A 20,453-nucleotide genomic window follows, 5' to 3' on the forward strand; every position below is an offset into this window, starting at 1 on the left:
TTGAACATGGCGCGAGAGCCAGACACCTGTCAAGTGGCTTGGTGGACTCTGCAGGCCAGGTGGCGGGGATCCCCTGATTGTACTGATCGCAACTAAAGGTGGGCTTCTCATGCAGCCACGACATGCAAAATCGGAGAACATAATGGGCTCCCCTTTGCGCTTGACTGGTGTAAGGAGGCCCTGTCACTGGTCTTTAGAAGGCCCCCTTAGCCTCCCCTGAAGAAGGCAAAATCGATGTCCCGTTCGCGTGGTCTGAAATCCTCTCTCTTCGCACTTCTTGTGGGTATCCTTGGCCTCTCTGCGATGCAGGACGCTCCAGCAGAGGGGGCAGTCGTTCTCGGCGCAGTTTCTTCGTTCGACGACCTGACTTCCGAACAGCTCAAGGCCTACGAGTTTGCCATCGGGAGCTGCGGGGCGCAGCTGCTGACATTCGATGAGATCGCGGCCGATCCCGGGGCGTTCGACGATGTGGATGTCGCCTGGTGGCACGAGGATGCCTCCACAGATTTGCCTGAGGCAGCAAATGACGCCACGGTCCTTAGCCAAATCCAAGGTTTCGTCGAGTCGGGTGGCGGCCTGCTTCTCACGGGGTTCGCTCCCCAGTATGTCCTGTCCCTGGGCTACGAGGACACGCCTCCTTCCCTTGTTATCCAAGATCCAACAACATCGGGTGAATGGGGATTCCGCCAAAGGGAGCCTGCGCACCCGATCTTCAACGGCCTGCCTGAGACATTTCTCGTCCTGTCAAGTAACCTGACCGTCGATAACAATATTGTCTGGTGGAACGATCCTACCCGCTTTGACGGCAGGTGGCTGGCAGACACCGAATGGTCGGGCTACCTGGTGACAGTCGGGGAATACACGCTCGAACAGGGACGCATCCTTCTCGTCGGCACAGGAGCCTTCGAGTGGGATCATCCGGGAGAGAACCTTCACCGCGACAATCTGGAATTGTTCACGGCGAACATTTTGGATTATTTGACGACCCCTCTGCCAACCCCGACTCCCTCACTGACGCCGACACCGACTCCCCAGCCCGGCGAGGACATTGTGCTGGCCGACTTCGAATGGTCCCACTGGAATGGCTGGTCGGCCACCGGCACTGCGTGGGGAGGTGCGCCCTCCACGGGAGCGCCCGCAAGCAACTTCCTGGGCGGGAGCTATGCCAGTTCCTCGTACGGTGGCGATGGAGCCACAGGGGTCCTGACCTCCCCCCCATTCCTCATCAATCGCGATTATCTGAAGTTCCTGACCAGTGGTGGATCGTACCTTGAGGCGAGCGGCTACGGCGGGCAGACGCGCGTCAACCTGCTGATCGATGGAGAAGTCGCGAAATACGCTGCGGGCAGCAGCCAGACCAATCGCATGGATTGGCTGGAGTGGGATCTTCGCGATCTCCAGGGGGCGACTGCCCAGATTCAACTGACCGATACGGCTACTGGCCCGTGGGGGCACCTCAACATCGATCACATCGTCTTGTCGAACTCTCCTCTGAATGACCTGTTTGCCATCGACAGGAAATACCTCAATATCCCGGTGCGCCTGGATCGTCCCGAGAGAGTCGTTGATCTCTTGATCGATGGACTGGCGGTTGAGGAGTTTAAGATCAACCTGGGCACGCCGACAGATCACGACTTCTATGCATTCATCGAGATGAGTGCTCACATGGGCGAACGGGCGCTTCTCCGTGTAGATGCCACCAACGTGCAGGATGTTTCCCAGTTCCCTCTCAGGGACGAAATCATCACCGACACTCCCATTTACGAAGAACCACTGCGCCCACGCTATCACTACACGGCACGCCGCGGCTTCATGAATGACACCAATGGCATGGTCCACTTCAACGGCGAATACCATCTTTCTTACCAGCACAATCCCTTCCAGCTCAGGGTCGGCAACCAGGTGTGGGGACATGCCGTCAGCACGAACCTGGTGCATTGGCTTGAACTCCCCACTGCGATCAACGGCGATGCGCTTGGCCAAATCTGGTCGGGATCCGCTGTCGTGGATACTGCGAACACCTCAGGTCTGGGCGAAGATGCCATTGTGAGCTTCTACACGAATGCCGCGGGTTATGGGAACAACAACATCATGTCGGCGGGACAGAACTTCACCCAGAGCTTCGCCTACAGCCTTGATCGCAATCGGACACACATCAAGTACCGCAACAATCCCGTCTTGCTGAATCAGCCGCCCGGCGATAATCGCGACCCTTATGTCTTCTGGTACGAACCCGATCAGAAGTGGATCATGTTGCTCTGGTTGCGCAATAATCCCAGCACGTTCGCCTATTTCTCATCTCTCGATCTGATCGAGTGGACGAAGACGTCCGAGTTCATCTTCGATGGAGTGATCGAGGTGCCGATGCTCTTTCAACTCCCGTTGGATGGAGACGAGACGGACATGCGATGGATTCTCTGGGCGGGCGACGGCCACTACTACATTGGCCAATTCAACGGCGAGTCATTCACGCCCGCAAACGGTCCCTTCTGGATGCCGGGGGCAACGGATAGCAATTTCATCATGGCCGCTTCGCAGATCTTCAGCAACATGCCGGATGGCAGGAAGATCTTGATGGCCAATGATAACAGTGCACGTGACTTTCCCGGGATGCCCTTCAACAAAATGCTCACCTTCCCCGTGGAGCTGAGCCTGCGCACAGACCCGAGCGGCTCACCATGGATCTACGCAAATCCTGTTGAAGAGATTGCCGAACTCATCGAAGAAACACGCGAGTGGACTAATGTACCCCTTGGCGGCTCCAATGCTATTCCGAACACGTGGGGCGAAGCCTACATGATCGATGCGAGTTTCGAATGGGGTAGTGCCAGTTCGCTGACCTTCGACCTCGGAACAGCCGAAGTCACCTACAACATTTCTACACGGACTCTCAGTTGCACGCCGGATGGAGCGCATACATCCAGTCGCCACATGGATGGCTCAACACCTCTTGGCGATTCGTTGCGCTTGCAGATCCTTGTCGATGTTGGATCGGTAGAGATCTTCGGCAATGACGGGCACCGCTACATGACGATCGCAGTACCGCCCAGAGCCGGAGAGCAGTCGCTGTCGCTGACGGCTCAGGGATCAGGCGCCGTGCTCAAACAGATGTTCCTTCACAAGCTTGGTTCCTGCTGGGAACGCACGCCGGAACCACCTGCGATTCGGGGCGAGGGTCTCTTCCTATACTAATCGGTGGGCTCGAGAGAGTCAGCCCGTCGTAAGATCCTAAATCTCGCTCCAACTCCCAAATGAACTTCGCAGGCAGCTCCGAAACCTATTCGGAGGGAAAAGAAACGCACTTCATCCATCATCATTCATCTGTACCAGAATTTGTCGAAACTAATGTGGATTCTGAGAATTTTGAGAAATGCGAGATTCTGGAAGCACAGTAGTACCAGCATTCTCTGCGTTTTCGGAAGTGCCATTATCGATCCGGCCGACTTCCGCCGGGGCATGGCTCCCGAGGGAACCATGCGGCCGCACTTCGTCGTAGTCCTTGCGCCAGGCATCCACCTTCTCGTGCGCATCGCCCCGCGACAAGAACCAGTGGACATTCAAGCACTCCTTTCTCAGTTGTCCATTGAAGGATTCGATGAAGGCGTTGTCCGTGGGCTTGCCGGGACGGCTGAAGCAAGGAGAGCAATGCATAGGCTGATTCCGCCAGTGACGAAACGAGAGAGTGACATAGTATCCTCCATAAGGGCGAGCAACTGACTCTTGCGGTGCGCGAAAGAACGACGCCTCATGCGCCCTCGCTATTTCAAGGTAACGCGAGAACAACGAGAGCTGCACCCGCAGATTGGCTGGCAATCAATGAAGAACGGCACGGAGAACGCCATGCGTCCTCGCACCTGGTGCTCGATCATCCCTGCCTCCCAAGATTGTTGCTGTCATTACTATCATCAGAGAACAAGAGGTCCAGTCGTGTTTGTTCGGCACTCTCCCCAGAGACTCGGTTTCAGGTCTTCGATCAGTGGTTCAATCGCGGGCATCCTGGCGATTCGGGACGTATTCCCTGGAGCGGTCCAAAATCGAAAGTCTTCTGCGGGTTTTCGTAATTGAGATTCTTTCGCTTGGGTGGGATAGAATGGGCCAAGTCTCCGACAAGCGAAAGGATTTCCAGCCATGAAGAGAACGTGTACTCGATACCCATTTGCTGCTGCGGCATTTTCCGCTGTTGCGTTCATTCTACTCACCAGCGGAGCCAACGCTTTTCCGACTTGGATTGGTGTTTATGGCGGATATGTGCGCCACGATGGGGGGAACCCCGGGGAATTCACGGTCTTGATGAATCAGAATTACTATGGGCTGCATGCTCAAGTGGGCATCAAGATCAACGATCAGGCCTATACACGGTACAGCATGTCCTGGGATGGTTCGCCCAATGGCGATTCACGCTGGAAGTACTCGCCAGCCCAGGCGTTTCCTCCCGGTGCCACTGTTCAGTACTACTTTCGTGGTTACGATGACTGGGGCGGCGTGATCTACGACAGCAATAACGGGAACGATTACAGTTTCTCGATCCCCACCCCGACGCCGAGCCCATCGCCGACGCCAAGTCCTACGCCAACGCCCTCGCCATCGCCATCCCCGAGTCCTTCGCCGACTCCGACGCCTTCGCCCACGCCGAGCCCAACTCCGGTGGTGCTGTCCGCATACGCCGGGATGGGAGCGATTCCATACAGTGGTGGAACGACATTCCGAGTCTGGGCTCCCAACGCAGACTCTGTATCGGTGATGGGGAGCTTCAATGGATATGATAAGGACGCCAATCCGTTGGCATTCGAGACGTCCTCGTCGGATGGCCTGTGGTCGGCGGACGTGGTCGATGCAGTCCCGGGCGATGACTACGAGTACGTGATCCGCTACGAGGATCAGACACTGTATCGAACAGACCCGCGTGCGCTCCAGGTGGAGAACTCGGTGGGCAAGGGTATCATCGTGGATCCGGAATGCGACTGGAGCAGTTTCTCGACTCCTCCCTTCCACAAGCAGGTCATTTACGAACTGCACATCGGCACGTTCAACGACAACCCAGGTGGCGCGCCGGGGACTTGGAACAGTGCGACGCAAAAGTTGGATTACCTGCACGATCTGGGCGTCAACATGATCGAAGTCATGCCGGTTGGCGAGTTCGCCGGCGACTTCTCCTGGGGATACAATCCCGCGTTCCCATTCGCTCCGGAGAGCGCATACGGGACTGTGGACGACATGCGGAATTTCGTCGAGCAGGCGCACCAGCGCGACATGGGTGTCATCATCGATCTGGTGCACAATCATTGGGGACCGAGCGATCTTGATATGTGGTGCTTCGACGGGCCAAGCTACGGCAATGGTGGGATCTATTTCTACTCGGATTGGAAGAAGAGCACACCCTGGGGCGATACGCGGCCGGACTATGGGCGCTATCAGGTGCGCAAGTACATCAAGGACAACGCGCTCTACTGGCTGGAGGACATGCACTGCGATGGATTGCGGTGGGACTCGACGACCAACATCGACGTAGGCGACGGCTGGAATCTTATGCAGTGGTGCAACGACAAGATCGATCAGAGCCAATCATGGAAGATCTCGATCGCGGAGGACCTCCAGAATAACGAGTGGGTCACGAAGGCGACAGGTGCGGGCGGGGCAGGGTTTGACTCGCAGTGGGACGCGGGGTTCGTGCATCCGATTCGCGCTGCGATCATTACGACGAACGACAGCGACCGCGACATGTACTCGGTGCGAGACGCGATCACCCACAAGTACAACGGCGATCATGTTCAGCGCGTGATTTACACCGAGAGCCATGATGAGGTGGCGAATGGCAAGTCGCGTGTGCCGGAGGAAATCTGGCCAGGCAACGCAGATAGCTGGGCGTCGCAGAAGCGCTCGACATTGGGCGCTGCGATTGTGATGACCTCTCCCGGTATTCCGATGATCTTCGAAGGGCAGGAGTTGCTCGAGGATCGCTACTTCCAGGACACCGATCCGATCGACTGGACTCGCGCGACAACCTTCAACGGGATCCACGACCTCTACCGCGATCTGATCCGCCTGCGGCGAGACTGGTACAGCACGACGAAGGGATTGCAGGGAAACAATGTGAATGTCTTCCATGTGAACAACAGCGCGAAAGTCATTGCCTACCACCGTTACGATGCCGGCGGGCCCGGTGATGATGTCATCGTCGTGGCGAACTTCTCGAATAGGTCCTTCTCGAGCTACAATATTGGATTCCCGCGCGGGGGAACGTGGAAGGTGCGTTTCAACAGCGACTGGAATCACTATGGACCGTTCGATAACTTCTATGCGTACGACACGGTCGCCAATTCCGGCGGGAAGGATGGGTTCGGATACAACGGCAATATCGGAATTGGGAAATACACAGCGATTATTCTCTCTCAGGATTAATCTCTTTCCAAGGCAGGAGAGACAATCCCCCGGGTCTGCGCGGCGTCGGGGGATTTCTCTCTCCTGGCTGAGCATGTGGAATCGTGCTACTTATCTGCGGATTTACGTAATTGAGTCTACGATGCCGGCGACGCAGGGTGATCGCCGGAGGGGCCTGAAGGCTTCCTCGTCGCTCAGGACCATCTTTCTCGGGAGAAGCTCATGAGAATCGCCCATTCAACCGGTTTCGTTTGTCTTGCCATTTCGGGAATCCTGTTGTCGGGCTGTGCCACGCAGCCACCGGCAGAGAAGCTGGCGGTTCGCGGCGGTGGCTCAGTCTCGGGCCAGCCTATCTGGCCTCTCGCCTATTCTCCGCGTATCTTGTCCGAGACAAGAATCGTCAATGGCGTCCCCGAGGAGGTCGAACTCGATGGATGTGTGAGGGGAGAGATCACGGACATCCGGATTCTTGGCGTCGAAGGAGGCGCGGGCATCTCGGCCTCTGTGAAACGGGGAACGATTCTCCAGGTCGAGTCTCTTCCGGATATCGTGCAGCAAGGCGTCGTCCATTTGCTCCTGACAACTTCCGATGGGATGAAGTGGCCGGTAGGCTTCCCCGTCAGCGCAGAGAGTTTGCCGTCTCGCCGAATCACGTTTCAGGCGGAAGAGGGAACGCGCCCGAAGAGCGTTTCGATCGCCGGCCAGTTCAACGGATGGAATTCATCGGCCAACCCTCTCTCGGACGATGAGGGGGATGGAATCTGGGAGACCGTTGTCTCGATCCCGCCGGGGAAGTGCTCCTACAAGTTTGTTGTGGATGGGAACTGGCTTCTCGATCCTGCGAACCCGAACACCGTGATGGATGGAGGACATGAGAATTCGCTTCTGGTTGTTGGCGGTGAACGGCGCGCCGACAATTCCCCATTGCCGATCTTTGTTCTTCCCGCAGGGGCGCCCGGAATAGGCCCACAGGGCGGCTTCTACGTTCAATTGACGGATGATGCTCGGCTGGCAGCCGACGGCGTCGATGTCTTTGTAAACAACGTCCCGCTCTTGGCTGATGAGATCGACGTGGCTGCCGAGACGGGCCTGGTCAGTTTGAAAGTCCCAGAGGATAAATGGAGCTCTCAGCAATCTGTATCAGTCGTGGCCAGGGATACGACTGGGCGGACGGGATCGAAGGCAGCGCCCTTCGACTTCGCTGATGCACCGCGGTCGCCGAAGGATGAGACTATCTACTACGTGGTCCTGGATCGTTTCAAGAACGGGAATCCATCAAACGACGACCCAGTCGACGATCCTGAGGTTCATCCGTTGAATAACTTCGCGGGTGGCGACATCGCTGGCGTTCGGCAGATGATCGACAGCGGATACTTCGATGATCTCGGAGCAACGACGCTCTGGATTTCGCCGCCATATGTTCAGCCGGATATTGCCTTCAAGGATTCCAAGCCGCCGCACCGGAAGCTGACCGGATATCACGGCTACTGGCCCACGGATATGCGGAATGTCGAGCCGCGATGGGGCACGGTGGAAGAATTCCGTGCAATGGTGGATGATGCACACCAGCACGATATGGCGGTCATTATCGACTTCGTCAGCAATCATCTGCACGAAGATAATCCCATGGTGAGGGAGCATCCCGATTGGTTCTCGAAACTCGAACTGCCGGATGGAACATTGAATATTCGCCAGTACGATACCCATCCGTTCACCACCTGGTTCGATGACTTCCTTCCGGACATCGCTTACGATAAATCCTCCGAGGCTACTGACTACATGACCAATACGGCAGTCTGGTGGTTGGAAGAAACCAACGCCGATGGATTCCGCCACGACGCGGTGAAGCATGTTCCAAATGTCTTCTGGGAAACGACGACACGGAAGTTGAATGAACAGATTGCGGAACCCGCCAAGAAGCGCATCTACCAGGTTGGTGAGACCGTCTCGTCGCGATCCACCATCAACCACTTCATCGGTCCCCGCTTGTTGGACGGGCAGTTCGATTTCCCGCTCTTCTGGTCCATCGAAAGCGCTCTGGCATGGGAAACTTCGAGCATGAGCGATTTGGCTGGAAGTTTGCAGGAGAGCGTCGATGATTATCCGGTTTCCGCGATCATGAGTCCTTTCATCGGCAATCACGATGTACCTCGTTTCATGAGCAAAGCGGAGTACGACAGTTTGCCCGGGAAAAAGCACGAGGCCGAGGAAGACTCTTTCACAAATCCGGCACACGTTGATGATTCGCAGTCTTACGAGAAACTCAAGCTGGCATTCTCTTTTCTTCTAACCGTACCCGGTGGCCCGATGATGTACTACGGCGACGAGATTGGAATGACGGGATCCGGCCGACCGGACAGCCGACGCATGTTCCTGCCACCCGAAGCGTGGGATAGGAATAACCAGGACACGTATCAGACGGTCCGAGCGCTTCTTCATGCTCGGCAGGAAAGTATCGCCCTCCGGCGTGGAGACTATCAGTTGCTGCAATCCGGCGAGGAACACATCGTATTCGCACGCATTTCGCCGGAAGAAGTCGTCATCGTTGCACTACAACGTAAAACGGATGAGCAGCCACCCATGATTGTAGATATTCCCGAAGCCTGGGGGCACCCGGTTGGAATCGAGGCGCTTGCTTTGAATGGTCTGGGGGCAACGAGTGCAGGAATAGTCGAAGGCGGACGAGTCAGAATCGAAGCGACTTCGTATTCTGGCGGGGCCTGGCGACTCGTCTGGTAACCGGCGTCATCGGACTGTTTCCATCAAGCTTGAATTCGCTTGACTCAAGGTGCTCTGCAACGAGATGCCATGGTTCCTGAATGATCGGAACAAGTCTTGAGCGAAGCGAGCGAGAAGTTTGAACGCGCCCCTTGTAGCACTGGATATCGCCGGAACGTCGTTCACAGAGACCTACCGGATCGGAGTCTTCCACGGCATCATCGACTATGCCCGGAAGAATACGACCTGGAAGTTGCTCTACAACGTGCGCACGTTTTCGCTGGTGCATCGCTACAAGAGCTACGATGAGTTGATAGGGCTAGGCGCTTCGGGCATCATCTTCTCCACGCGCGATCCCGGACGACTCGAGGCTATTCGCGAGACAGGTCTACCTGCGGTCAGTATTACCAACAACCCTGGGGGAAGCGCTCCGACCGTTATAACGGACGACGAAGAGATTGGCCGAATCGGCGGCAAGCATCTTCTGGAGAGAGGCTTTGTCAATTTCGCCTTCGTCGGTTCCACGAAAGAGCCTTGGGAAGTTCAACGGCATCGCGGCTTCGAATCTGCGGTGATGGAGAGGGCAACGACGTGCTATTTCTTTCGCGACGAGAAGGACGCCGAGGGTGACCAGGATGCCGTCACGGCCCGGGAGTTGGAGGAGTGGATCAAGTCTCTGCCGAAACCGATCGGAATCATGGGCGCCGACGATGGTCGAGCCCTCCATGTCCTTGAGGCCTGTCACGATCTTGGTGTCTCTGTTCCTCAGGATGTTGCGATCCTGGGTGTAGACAACAATGTTGTGGTGTGCGAATCTCTTCTTCCTTCACTCTCCAGCGTCGCGCAAAACAATGCGAGAGTGGGGTGGGAAGCGGCGGCGTTGCTCGATCGCGCCATTCAGGGAGAACAGCTGGGACCAGTCCAGATTGTAGTGCCGCCCCGCGAGGTGATCACGCGCATGTCAACGGACATCATTGCCATCGACGATGACGCCTTGGCGCGCGCGTTGAGTTTCATCCGCGAGAACCTGGCGGATTCTTTCTCCGTCGATCAGATTGCGCGCGCCGCAGGCGTTTCACGCAGCCTGCTGGAGAAGAAGTTCCGAACCAGTCTCGACTCGACGATAACGGACCTGGTTCGTGACCAGAGACTGAAAGCCGCCATGCGCCTGATGGTTGAGACTCCGATGATGCTGAAGGAGATCGCGGAGGCGACCGGTTTCCGTCGCGCAACGTACTTCTGCAGCGTCTTTCATCGCGAGATGGGCGAATCTCCTCGCCAGTGGCGATCCCGACATCGGATCGACATCCCGAGAGAGTGATTCAGTTCCGGCTCAACCGCAGTTGCGCTTCTCCAGCGAGAGATTTCCACCGCAACACAGTGGCCTGAACGCCGTCGTCCCAACGTACAGAATCCGGGGCATTCGTTGCTCCCTGTTCCATCGTGAGTCTCTGGTGCATGAGGTGAACCTCAAGTGGCCGGGATTGAGAGACAGAGATGGTCAGATCGATTCTCTGTTCCACAGGACTCGCGGCTTCCACGCTGATTCCCTCCGTTGTTGCAACAGAAGGGGCGCCGGGCCAGATCTGCAGGATGCGGCGATCATCCATCGTCACAACATCATCGGACAACTTGGAAGATGCCGGAACAAGGGTGTCGACATCGGCCGGGAGCATCGGAATCACTGAGCCCGCGGCGACGTAGAGCGGAATCCGATCCATCGGCGCGTAGGCCTCGATGTACCTCCCGCCGGCGATTCTCTCGCCCGTCCACCAGTCTATCCACGTCCCTCGCGGGATATAGACGCTGCGGTGAGTTCCAGGTTGGTAGATTGGCGCAACGAGAATTGAAGGCCCGAACAGGTATTGGAAGTCCTCGCGACTGGCAATCGGATCGCTCTGGAATGCCAGGACCATTGGGCGGATGATTGGCATACCAGTCTCATGCGATTCTTTCGCGGCCGCATAGATGTACGGGAAGAGCTGTGTGTGCAACTTGGCGTACTGGCGATAGATGTCGAGGGACTCTTCGCCGAAACTCCATGGGCCGAGATTCGATGTCATGTGAAGTTGCATCAATGGCGAGAAGCACCCGAACTGCGTCCAGCGATTGAAGAGCTCCGGCGTTTGCGTGCCGTGGTAGCCGGAAATGTCATGTCCCCACAGCGAAATCCCAGAGAGAGCTGCTGTCTGGCCAGCTCGGATCACACCCGGCAGACCATTCTCAAAATCCCAGCCTGCGTGATTATCGCCCGCCCAGCAGTAGGGGAATTTCTGCGTCCCGGCAAATCCCGGACGTGCAAAGAGAACGCCGTCGCCATCCATCCGTTCATCGATGTACTTCTGCATGGTTTCGAGATAGAGATACCCAAAGCGTCCCTTCATCTCTGCCGGTGTCGATCCGTCGTGCAATACGGCATCCAGGACGAATGTGCCTTCGCCATCGTCGCACTTCCAAGCCTTCACACCCCACTTCTTTGTTTTGTCCAGTTGCTCGAACCACCACTGAACGGCCTCAGGATTCGTGAAGTCCACAAGCCCGCCCTTTCCCTTCCACCAATCAGAGATCATGACCTCGCCATCGGAGTTCTTCACCAGGAAGCCTTCGTCCGCCGCCTCCTGGAAATTGCTTGAAGGCCCCTTCGCGATTCCGTGCATGTCCTGGACGTTTTCGCTGTTCACAAATGGCGTCAGCCACAGGCATGTGTAGAAACCGAGTTCTTCCACCCGATCGAACATGGCGCGGGGATCTGTGAACTGCTCGTCGTTCAGCACGAAGTCGTTGTAGCCGCGCTCCCAGGGACTGTCGATCACCAACACTGAACCGGGAAGATCGTACTGTCGATACTTCTCCACATCCTCAAGCACTTCCTCGCGGTCATTATGCACATTGCGGCTCTTCCACGGAGCGAAAGACCAGACTGGAGGGACTGGCGGGCGACCGGTTAGCGCGGTGTACTCCTTCAGCGTATCGCTCAGATCCGGTCCCGCGATGAAGACCACGCGCAGTTTGTACTCGGTGTAGTTCAGGTGACAGGTGGAACGCTCAGTTGCATTCAAGTCGAATGTTCCGGGCGTGAAGCTATCCACCCACACGCCGAAGCCGGAGGAGTTCATGATGAATGGGACGGGCTTGTAGGAAACGGCTCCCTTCTCTCCGGGGTGATCCATGCTGCGCATCGGAAGGATGTAGCCCTTCTGGTTGATCGAATTGAATCGTTCGCCACCCCCGTAGTAGGAATCGTTGCCCGGCACGCCGAGATCCCATTCATGAAGCCCGCCATCTTCTGCTTCATAAGTCAGAGAGACTGAACGAGCACCGGCGCATTCGACCGTGAGCACAATCGTCCCATTCGCCAACCGCCCCGGTTGCGAGGAATCGATCACTAGATCCTTTTGGGGAACTCCATCCATGACGATGGGTGGAATGAGCAGGTTTCGGCTCACGGTTCCGCGCTCGTTCAAGAATGCGATCATGAGTTGGCTCTTGGATTCGACCATCGAAATGCGCGCGGCCGAACATGAGATTAGCGCCTCCAGCGTCTCCGGCGGATTTTCCGGATCATAGATGGAGTTTCCATGATCGCCCGTGCCAGGAACGAACGGATCCGCGGTCCATTCCATCCCGCCGTCCTTTCGCGTGATCACGAATTTGTACTCCGTTCGTCCCGAGGGGATTTGTGCGACTTTATACCAGACACCATTCGGAGCAGCCTGCTCCATGGATCCAGTCGAATCATTGGATTCGTATCCTGTCCAGTTGTTGAATTGCCCGGCCAGAAAAACGTTCGCAGCCTCCGGAGCCTCGAAGGTGAATAGCACGCCGCCTTCCACCTCCCTCGGAGGGCCTGCCTTCTCGATGAAGACAGGTTCCGCGCCCAGACTCGCGGCGACGATCAACATCAGGAACAAGAACGGCGGAATGAAATGGGAGGAACGAACGCACGCGAGCGCAAACGCTACGAATGAAGTTTTGCGATCTCTTGAGAAGAGCATATTCATGAAATACTCCTGCCTGAGATTGGCGGAATAGAAAGCAAACGTCTGAGAAGACAGCTAGTCGATCGGGATTCGGCAATCAATTACACAATCCCTCATAAGACTTCCGACATCGCAGGCTGCAGCGCTGATCGTTGGCCTGCCGACTTTGCGAACCAACCGACTTGGACCTCCGAAGTGAGAGGCTCCATGTTCAATTGTAGACATGCAAAGCGTGCCTGTTGCTATGTCACGGCGCCCCCAGCACTTAACCCCATTGAAAAGAGGTCGACAGGGCCGGATTGAGGTGCAATTAGCACCTGTTGCACACGCACAGGTCCGCTCCTGCCTTTAGGGCGGGTCGTGGACTTTTGAGTTGTGTGGAAATAAAGGTAGTCGGGGTGGCGAGACTCGAACTCGCGCCCCCCTGCTCCCAGAGCAGGTGCGCCAGAACTCTAATAAGGAGTGATTGGATCTGGTCGGGATTGGCCTCAATCCAGTTGTGCCAGAATTTGTGCCGGAATTCGTCGAAACAGATGTGGATTCTGAGGACTTTGAGAAATGCGAGATTCTGGAAGCACAGTAATACCAGCATTCTCTGCGTTTTCGGGGGTGTTATTATCGAATCCCGCCCTCTCCGCCAGATTTTTTTGTAGAAATTGCTGCACTTGCAGCGACTGAATTGAAGGAAACCCCCTGCTCTTGGGGGCTTTTTTTCGTTGGTGGTTCTCTTTCGTTTCGGGTCTGGATGGGATGAGGCGAATCGAAGATCGCCCACGCAATACCGTCTCGGTTCCAGAATACTGCAAACCGCATACACTGCAACGGCGATCAGTAGAATTGTCAATGGTGACTCAGGAGGACTTCTCCCCCTGTTCGCGGGCGAGGTGGAGCATGCGATCCAGGATGGCTTTGCGCTGCTCGGGGGTGAAGGGTTCGTGGTCGACGAGGTGGAAGAACTTCAGTCCGTGCGCGGCGAGCCAGATAATGGCAGCGTCGGCGTTGAAGTTCTCCCGTTTGCCCCACAGACGATTCTCGAGGTCGTCGAATCGGTCGGATGCGGCTCGGGCGATTTCGGGTTCATTGGCGATGGCAGCGATGATCGCGACGCCGATCTGGCGATCGTAGAGCGGGTCCTTTTCGGAGGCCTGCGTCGCTTGGAGGTAAGCTTCCAGCTCGGACTTCATGTTGGGGCCAAGGCGCTTGACTTCGGCTTCGTGGGCAGCGATGGCCGCCTTGCAATGAGCGTCGAGAATTGCGGCGATCAGGGCCTGCTTAGTCTTGAAGTGATAAAGCAGCCCGCCCTTGCTGATGCCTGCTTCGGCGGCCACGGCATCGAGCGTCAGGTGCGCAGCGCCGTCCCGAGCCACGATTGTCTCGGCGGCTTTCAGAATACGCTCCTTTGAACTTGGGCGCGCCATGTGCAATTCCCTTCGAGTGTGGGATACCCCAATACCCCAGTTCGGTTCAATCTCCCCCGGGGGCTCCTACTGGGCAAACAAAATCCCGGGGCCGGTCAAAACGGTTCCGTCATCCACGATTCCGGAGGCAAGCCTGGACGATGCGCAACTGCAAGTAAGTGGCGCGGTGATTCAGGGCTTTCTTGATGGGGGCGAGTCGGCCGTCGGGCGACTCCTCCAGTTCGGCCTCGATTTCCTCGGCAAGATCGGTCGGCACCCACAGTGTGGCATCGGTCAGCCCTCGATCGCGGATGTACGAGGTCAGGTGCCGCTCGATTTCCCGGTTCTCCAGACCAAGCTGCCGGGCTACGGCTTCGAGTGGCACATTGAGGTCGAAGAGTTCGTAGGCGTCGGGCTTTTTCGCGGCGATTTCCGCTTCGCTGCGGTGGAACCGAGGACGGCTCTGGCGCTGCCAGAGGGCATCCAGGAAGGGCTCCGCATAGTCATTGAGCTTCCGTTTCCCGACGCCGTGGATCCGCGAGAACTCGATGAGGTTCTTCGGCCTGCGCTTCACGATTTCGTGCAGCGATCGGTCACCAAGCACCATGTACGGCGGAACCTTGTCGCGCGCGGCCAGTTCCTTTCGCACGGCGCGGAGGCGTTCGAATTCCTGCTGCTGATCGGAGGTCAGATCTCCGGATGCCTCTGGGCCCTTGGCAGGCTTCGAGGTCCGATCCATCAGGATCGCGATCTTGCGGTTTCGGAGGATCTCCCACCCGCGTCTTGTCACGGACAGAGCGCCGCCCTCTCCCGCCGCGAGAAACTCATTGGCGCGCAGTTGCTCGATCCAGTCTTCGACGGCTTCCCTGCTCTCTCCGTGCAGCAGGCCGTGGGTGCTGAGCTTGTCGTGTTCTGCATCCAGAATGGCGCGACGTTTCGATCCGCGGAGGACATCTGTCGTGTAGGCGGCGTTGTGCGCTTCGTCGAGGCGCTTGACGCAGGAGAGGATCTTCTGCGCCACGGTATGGCTGTCCGGCACGGGAACGAACCCGCCGGAACAATGATCGCAATGCCGGCAATTGTCGGCAGGATAACGTTCGTCGAAGTGCTTCAGCAAGAGACTGCGGCGACACTCCGTGGCATTGCACCACGCATACATCTTGTCCAGGTGCGCGTTGGCGATGCGCTGCATTTCGGGCGGCGCCTCGCTCATGACGAGTTTCCAGGTCATGACGTCCTGGTAGGAGTGCAGGACGACGCTTTCTGCCGGAAGGCCGTCACGCCCGGCGCGACCGCTCTCCTGCTGGAAATTCTCCAGCGATTTCGGCATGCCCATGTGCACGACAAACCGCACGTCGGGCTTGTTGATTCCCATGCCGAACGCCGTGGTCGCGACAATGATGTCTGTCCGATCGTTGATGAAGGACTCCTGGGCGGCGATGCGTTCCTCGGAGTCCTTTCCGGCGTGGTAAGGCAAGGCATCGAAGCCCTTCTGACTCAACTGGTCTGCAACGCGATCGGTTTCCTTGCGCGAAATGCAGTAGATGATCCCCGGCTGCCCGGGGTGACGGCGAACGACTTCGATCAACTTGTCCACGGCGCGCTTTCGAGGCATCGCTGTGTAGTGAATGTTCGGCCGGTCGAATGACCCGCGCAGAACGAGAGGGTCGCGCAGGCCAAGTTGATCGACAATATCCTGGCTGACTTCGCGCGTGGCGGTCGCCGTGTAGCCGTGCATGTCTGCTTCGGGGAAAACCTCGCGCAACTCACGAAACTGTCGGTACTCCGGCCGGAAATCATGTCCCCACATGCTGATGCAATGGGCCTCGTCGATCGCGATGAAAGAGACTTCGGACGGACCGAGTAATTGCCGCAGGTCGTCGAGCGCGACGCGTTCCGGGGAAAGATAGAGGAGCTTCAGGCGGGCTTCGGCCAGCGCCTGGCGGACCTCCCAAGCCTCTTCCTGGGGCTGGCCGCTGTGCAGGCAGCCGGCTTCGACGCCGCTGCGGTGGAGTTGCATGACCTGGTCGCGCATGAGCGAAATCAGCGGAGAAATGATCAGCGCCATTCCCGGGCGGCGCAGCGCAGGCGCCTGAAAACACAGCGATTTCCCGCCTCCCGTCGGGAGCACGACAAGGGAGTCGCGCTTCTGCATGACGGCCGTCATGGCCTGGTCCTGCAGAGGGCGGAACTCGTCGTATCCCCAAATGTCCTTCAGGGTGCCGAGCAGTGCCTGGTGGGTGGAGGCGGATGAGGTCTTGGCTGGGGGCGTGGCGGTCATGGTGGGTCAACGGGAGCAGTGGGAGCGTTCGCTCTACGCAGAGGGCAACGGGCCCGATTGTCAAGGGACTCGGACGTTTGTCGGAAATTCCTGGTATTGTCGGGAACCATTCGCCGAGAGCAGTTGTCGAAGTTCCTACATTGCCGGAATAGAACACAGAATCGCGGACTGCCAGACCGTTATGTTCGTTGACGCCTGTATTTCTGTGCGCTATCCAGGCATTGGGAGTGAAGGATTGGGGTGGGATTCTGCTGCACTCATTCGTTTTTCCTGCCATCTTACCGGAGGTCGTTGCCGTGAGGACTCTCTGCCGTCTTGCCGTTGTGATTCTCGTACTGGCGGCCGCTGTCGCCCATGCTCAGCAGCCGGACCCCTCGCCCACGCCGGCGGGGTTTGTTTTTGTCCCGTATGATAAAATGGAGGGCCCCCGTTTCTCCAGCGACCAGTCGGTGCTGGTACCCTATGCGGAGTTCCTTCGTCTGAAAGGCGCGGATGGCCCAAAGAGCGATTCGCCGGAGTTCGAGCCCGTCGCGGCGATCTCCAGTGCGCGCTACGTCGGTCACGTCGTGGATGATGTGGCGGCGTTCGACGTGGAGTTGCGAATCGAGGTCCTGGCGCGGGGCGACGACTTCCTCGTCGTTCCGCTTCCTTTCACTGGCGCCGCGATCGAGTCCGCAACCGTGGAAGGCCCGCCTGCATCGCTCGCTCCGCCGGAATCGGGTGGCGGCCTTGTGCTGACGGTTCGCGGCGAGGGCGAGCGTGTTCTGAACCTGCGTCTCGCGACGCAACTCGAAACCCAGGGGGTGGAGAAGCACTTGAGGTTTACGACACCGCGGGCGGCGGCCAGTTCCATCGAGTTACATGTGCCGGAAAGCGTGCTGCTGGTAGAGATTTCCGACGGATTGCCAGCGCGATTGGGCGAAGCGCCGCAAGGCGAGTCGATGATCCTGGCCTCGGCTGGATCGGGGGATCGCGTTGTACTGGCATACCGCCCGCGGGCGAAAGAAGAGGGCGCCGCTGCCGAAACGCGCCTTTCTGTCGATCAGAAGCTTGTTCTGCAGGTTTCGCCGCGCGATGTTCAGATTCGCGTGCGCTTGTCGGTCGATGTGCTGAGCGGCGAGGCGCAGTCGATGGCGCTGCGCGTGCCACCGGAGGTGCGCTTGCTGGGCGTCTCGGGGTCGTACCTGAAGAGTTGGTCGGAGCCGAATGCGAATGGTGAAATGAGCATCGAGCTTGTCCGGCCGATGACGGAAAACTTCGAGATCGCACTGGATGCGCAGATGAGCGACGACAACGCTCGCCTCGTGATTCCGGAAATCCGCTGCATGAACGCTGCGCGGGAGAGCGGCACTATTGTCGTCGTTCCGACCGAGGGCCTCTACCTGTGGCCGGATCGCACCAGCGGTCTGGATGCGATCTCTGCGGTGCAGGCGGGATCGTCCTCGCTGGCTGCACGCGCGTTCCAGTACGCCCAGCCCGGTTGGGAACTTGCACTGACGCGCCAGGAAATTCCCGCCCGCCTGCGGGCCGAATCTATTGTCCTCTACGAAGTGACAAACGACATGGTGCGCATCAAGTCGCGGCACCACATCGCCGTGCAAGCGCGCGGCATATTCGGCGTTACGCTTGAGATTCCGAAGGACTACGAACTTCGCGAGGCCGGGCCGCCTGACCTGGTTGCCGGATTCCGCGCGTCGGACGGCCGCGTTGAGGTCAACTTCCGTGGCGAGCAACGCCAGGCGGTCGACGTGGAACTGCGACTGCAGCGCTCTCGTCCTTCAGTGGAAGGGCGTGTCCAACTCCAGCCGATTCGCATCGTGAATGCGGAGGAAGATCTTGGAGACATTGTACTGGCGGCGCCACTTGCACTGAAGGCAACGGAGGTTGAAGCGAAGGGACTCGAGCCGACGGATGTGCGCTTGCTGCAGGGCAAGCTGAGTAATCTGCGATCAAGCGACCTCGTATCTGTCTTGGGCTATCGTTACTTCTCCCCCACATTCCAGGGCCTGGTGGCAATCGAACGTCAGCGCACGCGGTTGACGTGCGAGACAGAGAACCTTGTTTCCATTATGCCGTCACTGATGCGAATCGATGCGACGATGAACTACACTGTGGAGTTCTCCGCGACGGATGAATTCCAACTGCTGGTTCCGACATCGGCCGGCGAAGATGTCCGCATCACGGGCGCGGATATCAAAGAGAAGGTACGCTCCACACCAGGGCCGAACGATGAGTTGACAACATGGACGGTTCGGCTGCAGCGGCGCGTGCTGGGTGGTTACACACTGCGTGCCTCCTTCGATGTCCCGCTGGAAGGCGCCGAATCCGGCAAGCCGGTGAATGTCTCCGTCCCCATCGTATGCGTGGCGGGCGTGGCTCGCGAAACCGGACATGTTGCCGTGGCGCGCGGTGAGAACCTTGAGGTGCGTGCGTCCGTGTCCGAAGGGCTGGAAGTACGCGACGTGAAGGAACTGCCCGCTTCGCTTGCGAATGCGTTCCTCGGATTCCGGTATTTCGAGCCCAGGGAAGTAGACCTGAAGCTCGAACTGATTCGGCATGAATTGGAGAGCGTTCTGGGTGCACTCATCCGCCGCATGCACATCGATTCCGTCGTGAACGAGCAAGAGAAGATTGTTCACGAGGTCTATCTGGAAGTGCAAAACAATCGCGAGCAATACCTGGAGTTGAAGCTGCCGAAGGGCGTCGAGATCTGGTCGGCGTCCGTGCGGGGAGCGTCCGTGCGCCCGGCAATTCGCGAAGCCGATGGCGCCAGCTTGATTGAGCTCACAAAGTCCGAATCGAAGGATTCTGCGTTCCGCGTGCGGCTGATCATGCACCAGACGCTGGAAGGCAATGACCTCGGGCGGAGCGGTACGCTGCGCTTCGATCCACCCGAACCACTGAACATCCCGGTGCTTCGAACAACGTGGCGGCTCTTCCTGCCGCGCGACTATCGCTACGTGAATTTCGGCGGGACGATGCGACTGAATGAAGGCGGCACAACGCCGTGGATCGAGCCGGCGACGGAAGCGCTGTTGAACGATCTTCCGGCTGGAATCGCAGGGGGAGTTGCGCGGCCTTCGCTGAATCCGCGAGTCTCGCATCCGCAGATGAACTACGATGCCCAGGAGACAGACGCGGAGCGACAGGCCCGCCTGCAGGGCGCTGCGCTGGACATCGCGATCGTGAAGGAAGGAGCGCAGTTCCAATTCAGTAAGTTGAGCGGGGTCGGGACCATCGAGGTCGACTATTGGAAGCGCAAGAGCCTTGTGATCCTGCAACTGGTCATCGGTATCGTTGTGTTCCTTGGTCTGATGGTGGCGATGGGGGGAAGCAAGCGTCTCTCAATCGGGGCGGCGGCAGTTGTTGTCGCTTTCATTCTCGCAAGCCTGACAGATGGCCTGTGGGGCAGGCTGTTTGCGACGGCTCTGGCGGCATCGCTCGCAGCGCTGGCCCTCGGAATCGTCCTCCTGTTTGTGGGGAAAGCGCGCGTCGCTGCGCAGGAGATCAGGAATCGCCCCAAGCCAGAGCCGACAATTCGCTTCGATGAAAGCCTGATGTCTGACTGGCCACCGCCGAAGCCCAAGGCAGATGACAAGGAAGAGCCGAAGGAGGAACCGGCGCCTCCTCCACCGGCAAAGGAGGATCAGAAGAAGCCTGGCGAACCGACAGACGATCCCGAAGCGAAGTGAGGCGAGC

Annotated in this window: 8 protein-coding genes and 1 pseudogene; 5 read left to right on the plus strand and 4 right to left on the minus strand. The window is 58.0% G+C overall.

Features of this window, described 5'->3' with window-relative positions; genetic code table 11:
• Positions 1-234: 234 nt before the first annotated feature.
• Positions 235-3,192 (plus strand): DUF4960 domain-containing protein, encoded by a 2,958-nt coding sequence (locus KQI84_02975; protein ID MCB2153824.1) that lies wholly within the window; start codon positions 235-237, stop codon positions 3,190-3,192.
• A 267-nt stretch (positions 3,193-3,459) separates the two neighbouring features.
• On the opposite strand, the pseudogene KQI84_02980 reads toward KQI84_02975, so the two are convergent.
• Positions 3,460-3,633, minus strand: a pseudogene (locus tag KQI84_02980) (transposase).
• Between the two features lie 1,035 nt (positions 3,634-4,668).
• On the opposite strand from KQI84_02980, the gene KQI84_02985 reads away from it, so the two are divergent.
• The 3 genes from KQI84_02985 to KQI84_02995 all read left to right on the plus strand — a co-directional run bounded on the left by KQI84_02985 (position 4,669) and on the right by KQI84_02995 (position 10,417).
• A complete protein-coding gene (locus KQI84_02985) occupies positions 4,669-6,399 on the plus strand; it encodes an alpha amylase C-terminal domain-containing protein (protein ID MCB2153825.1) in 1,731 nt (576 codons plus the stop codon).
• A 201-nt stretch (positions 6,400-6,600) separates the two neighbouring features.
• Positions 6,601-9,117, plus strand: coding sequence for a hypothetical protein (locus tag KQI84_02990; GenBank protein ID MCB2153826.1), 2,517 nt, complete (start codon positions 6,601-6,603; stop codon positions 9,115-9,117).
• 118 nt (positions 9,118-9,235) lie between these two features.
• Positions 9,236-10,417 (plus strand): DNA-binding transcriptional regulator, encoded by a 1,182-nt coding sequence (locus KQI84_02995; GenBank protein ID MCB2153827.1) that lies wholly within the window; start codon positions 9,236-9,238, stop codon positions 10,415-10,417.
• A gap of 1 nt (position 10,418) precedes the next feature.
• Here KQI84_02995 and KQI84_03000 read toward each other — a convergent pair whose 3' ends face one another.
• The 3 genes from KQI84_03000 to KQI84_03010 form a co-directional block, all read right to left on the minus strand.
• Positions 10,419-13,097 carry a hypothetical protein gene (locus tag KQI84_03000; GenBank protein MCB2153828.1) on the minus strand — a complete coding sequence of 893 codons (2,679 nt, stop codon included), beginning with the start codon at positions 13,095-13,097 and terminating at the stop codon, positions 10,419-10,421.
• Positions 13,098-13,927: 830 nt separating this feature from the next.
• A complete protein-coding gene (locus tag KQI84_03005; GenBank protein MCB2153829.1) occupies positions 13,928-14,494 on the minus strand; it encodes a TetR/AcrR family transcriptional regulator in 567 nt (188 codons plus the stop codon).
• A 109-nt stretch (positions 14,495-14,603) separates the two neighbouring features.
• Positions 14,604-16,754 (minus strand): RecQ family ATP-dependent DNA helicase, encoded by a 2,151-nt coding sequence (locus KQI84_03010; GenBank protein ID MCB2153830.1) that lies wholly within the window; start codon positions 16,752-16,754, stop codon positions 14,604-14,606.
• 296 nt (positions 16,755-17,050) lie between these two features.
• On the opposite strand from KQI84_03010, the gene KQI84_03015 reads away from it, so the two are divergent.
• Positions 17,051-20,446 (plus strand): hypothetical protein, encoded by a 3,396-nt coding sequence (locus tag KQI84_03015; protein MCB2153831.1) that lies wholly within the window; start codon positions 17,051-17,053, stop codon positions 20,444-20,446.
• Positions 20,447-20,453 lie beyond the last annotated feature (7 nt).

Source organism: bacterium (genome assembly GCA_020444065.1).
Taxonomy (GTDB): Bacteria; Sumerlaeota; Sumerlaeia; order SLMS01; family JAHLLQ01; genus JAHLLQ01.

Coding starts and splice junctions, on each gene's coding strand:
- KQI84_02975 (MCB2153824.1), top strand. CDS start 235: ATGTCCCGTTCGCGTGGTCTGAAATCCTCTCTCTTCGCACTTCTTGTG.
- KQI84_02985 (MCB2153825.1), top strand. CDS start 4,669: ATGGGAGCGATTCCATACAGTGGTGGAACGACATTCCGAGTCTGGGCT.
- KQI84_02990 (MCB2153826.1), top strand. CDS start 6,601: ATGAGAATCGCCCATTCAACCGGTTTCGTTTGTCTTGCCATTTCGGGA.
- KQI84_03000 (MCB2153828.1), bottom strand. CDS start 13,097: ATGAATATGCTCTTCTCAAGAGATCGCAAAACTTCATTCGTAGCGTTT.
- KQI84_03005 (MCB2153829.1), bottom strand. CDS start 14,494: ATGGCGCGCCCAAGTTCAAAGGAGCGTATTCTGAAAGCCGCCGAGACA.
- KQI84_03010 (MCB2153830.1), bottom strand. CDS start 16,754: ATGACCGCCACGCCCCCAGCCAAGACCTCATCCGCCTCCACCCACCAG.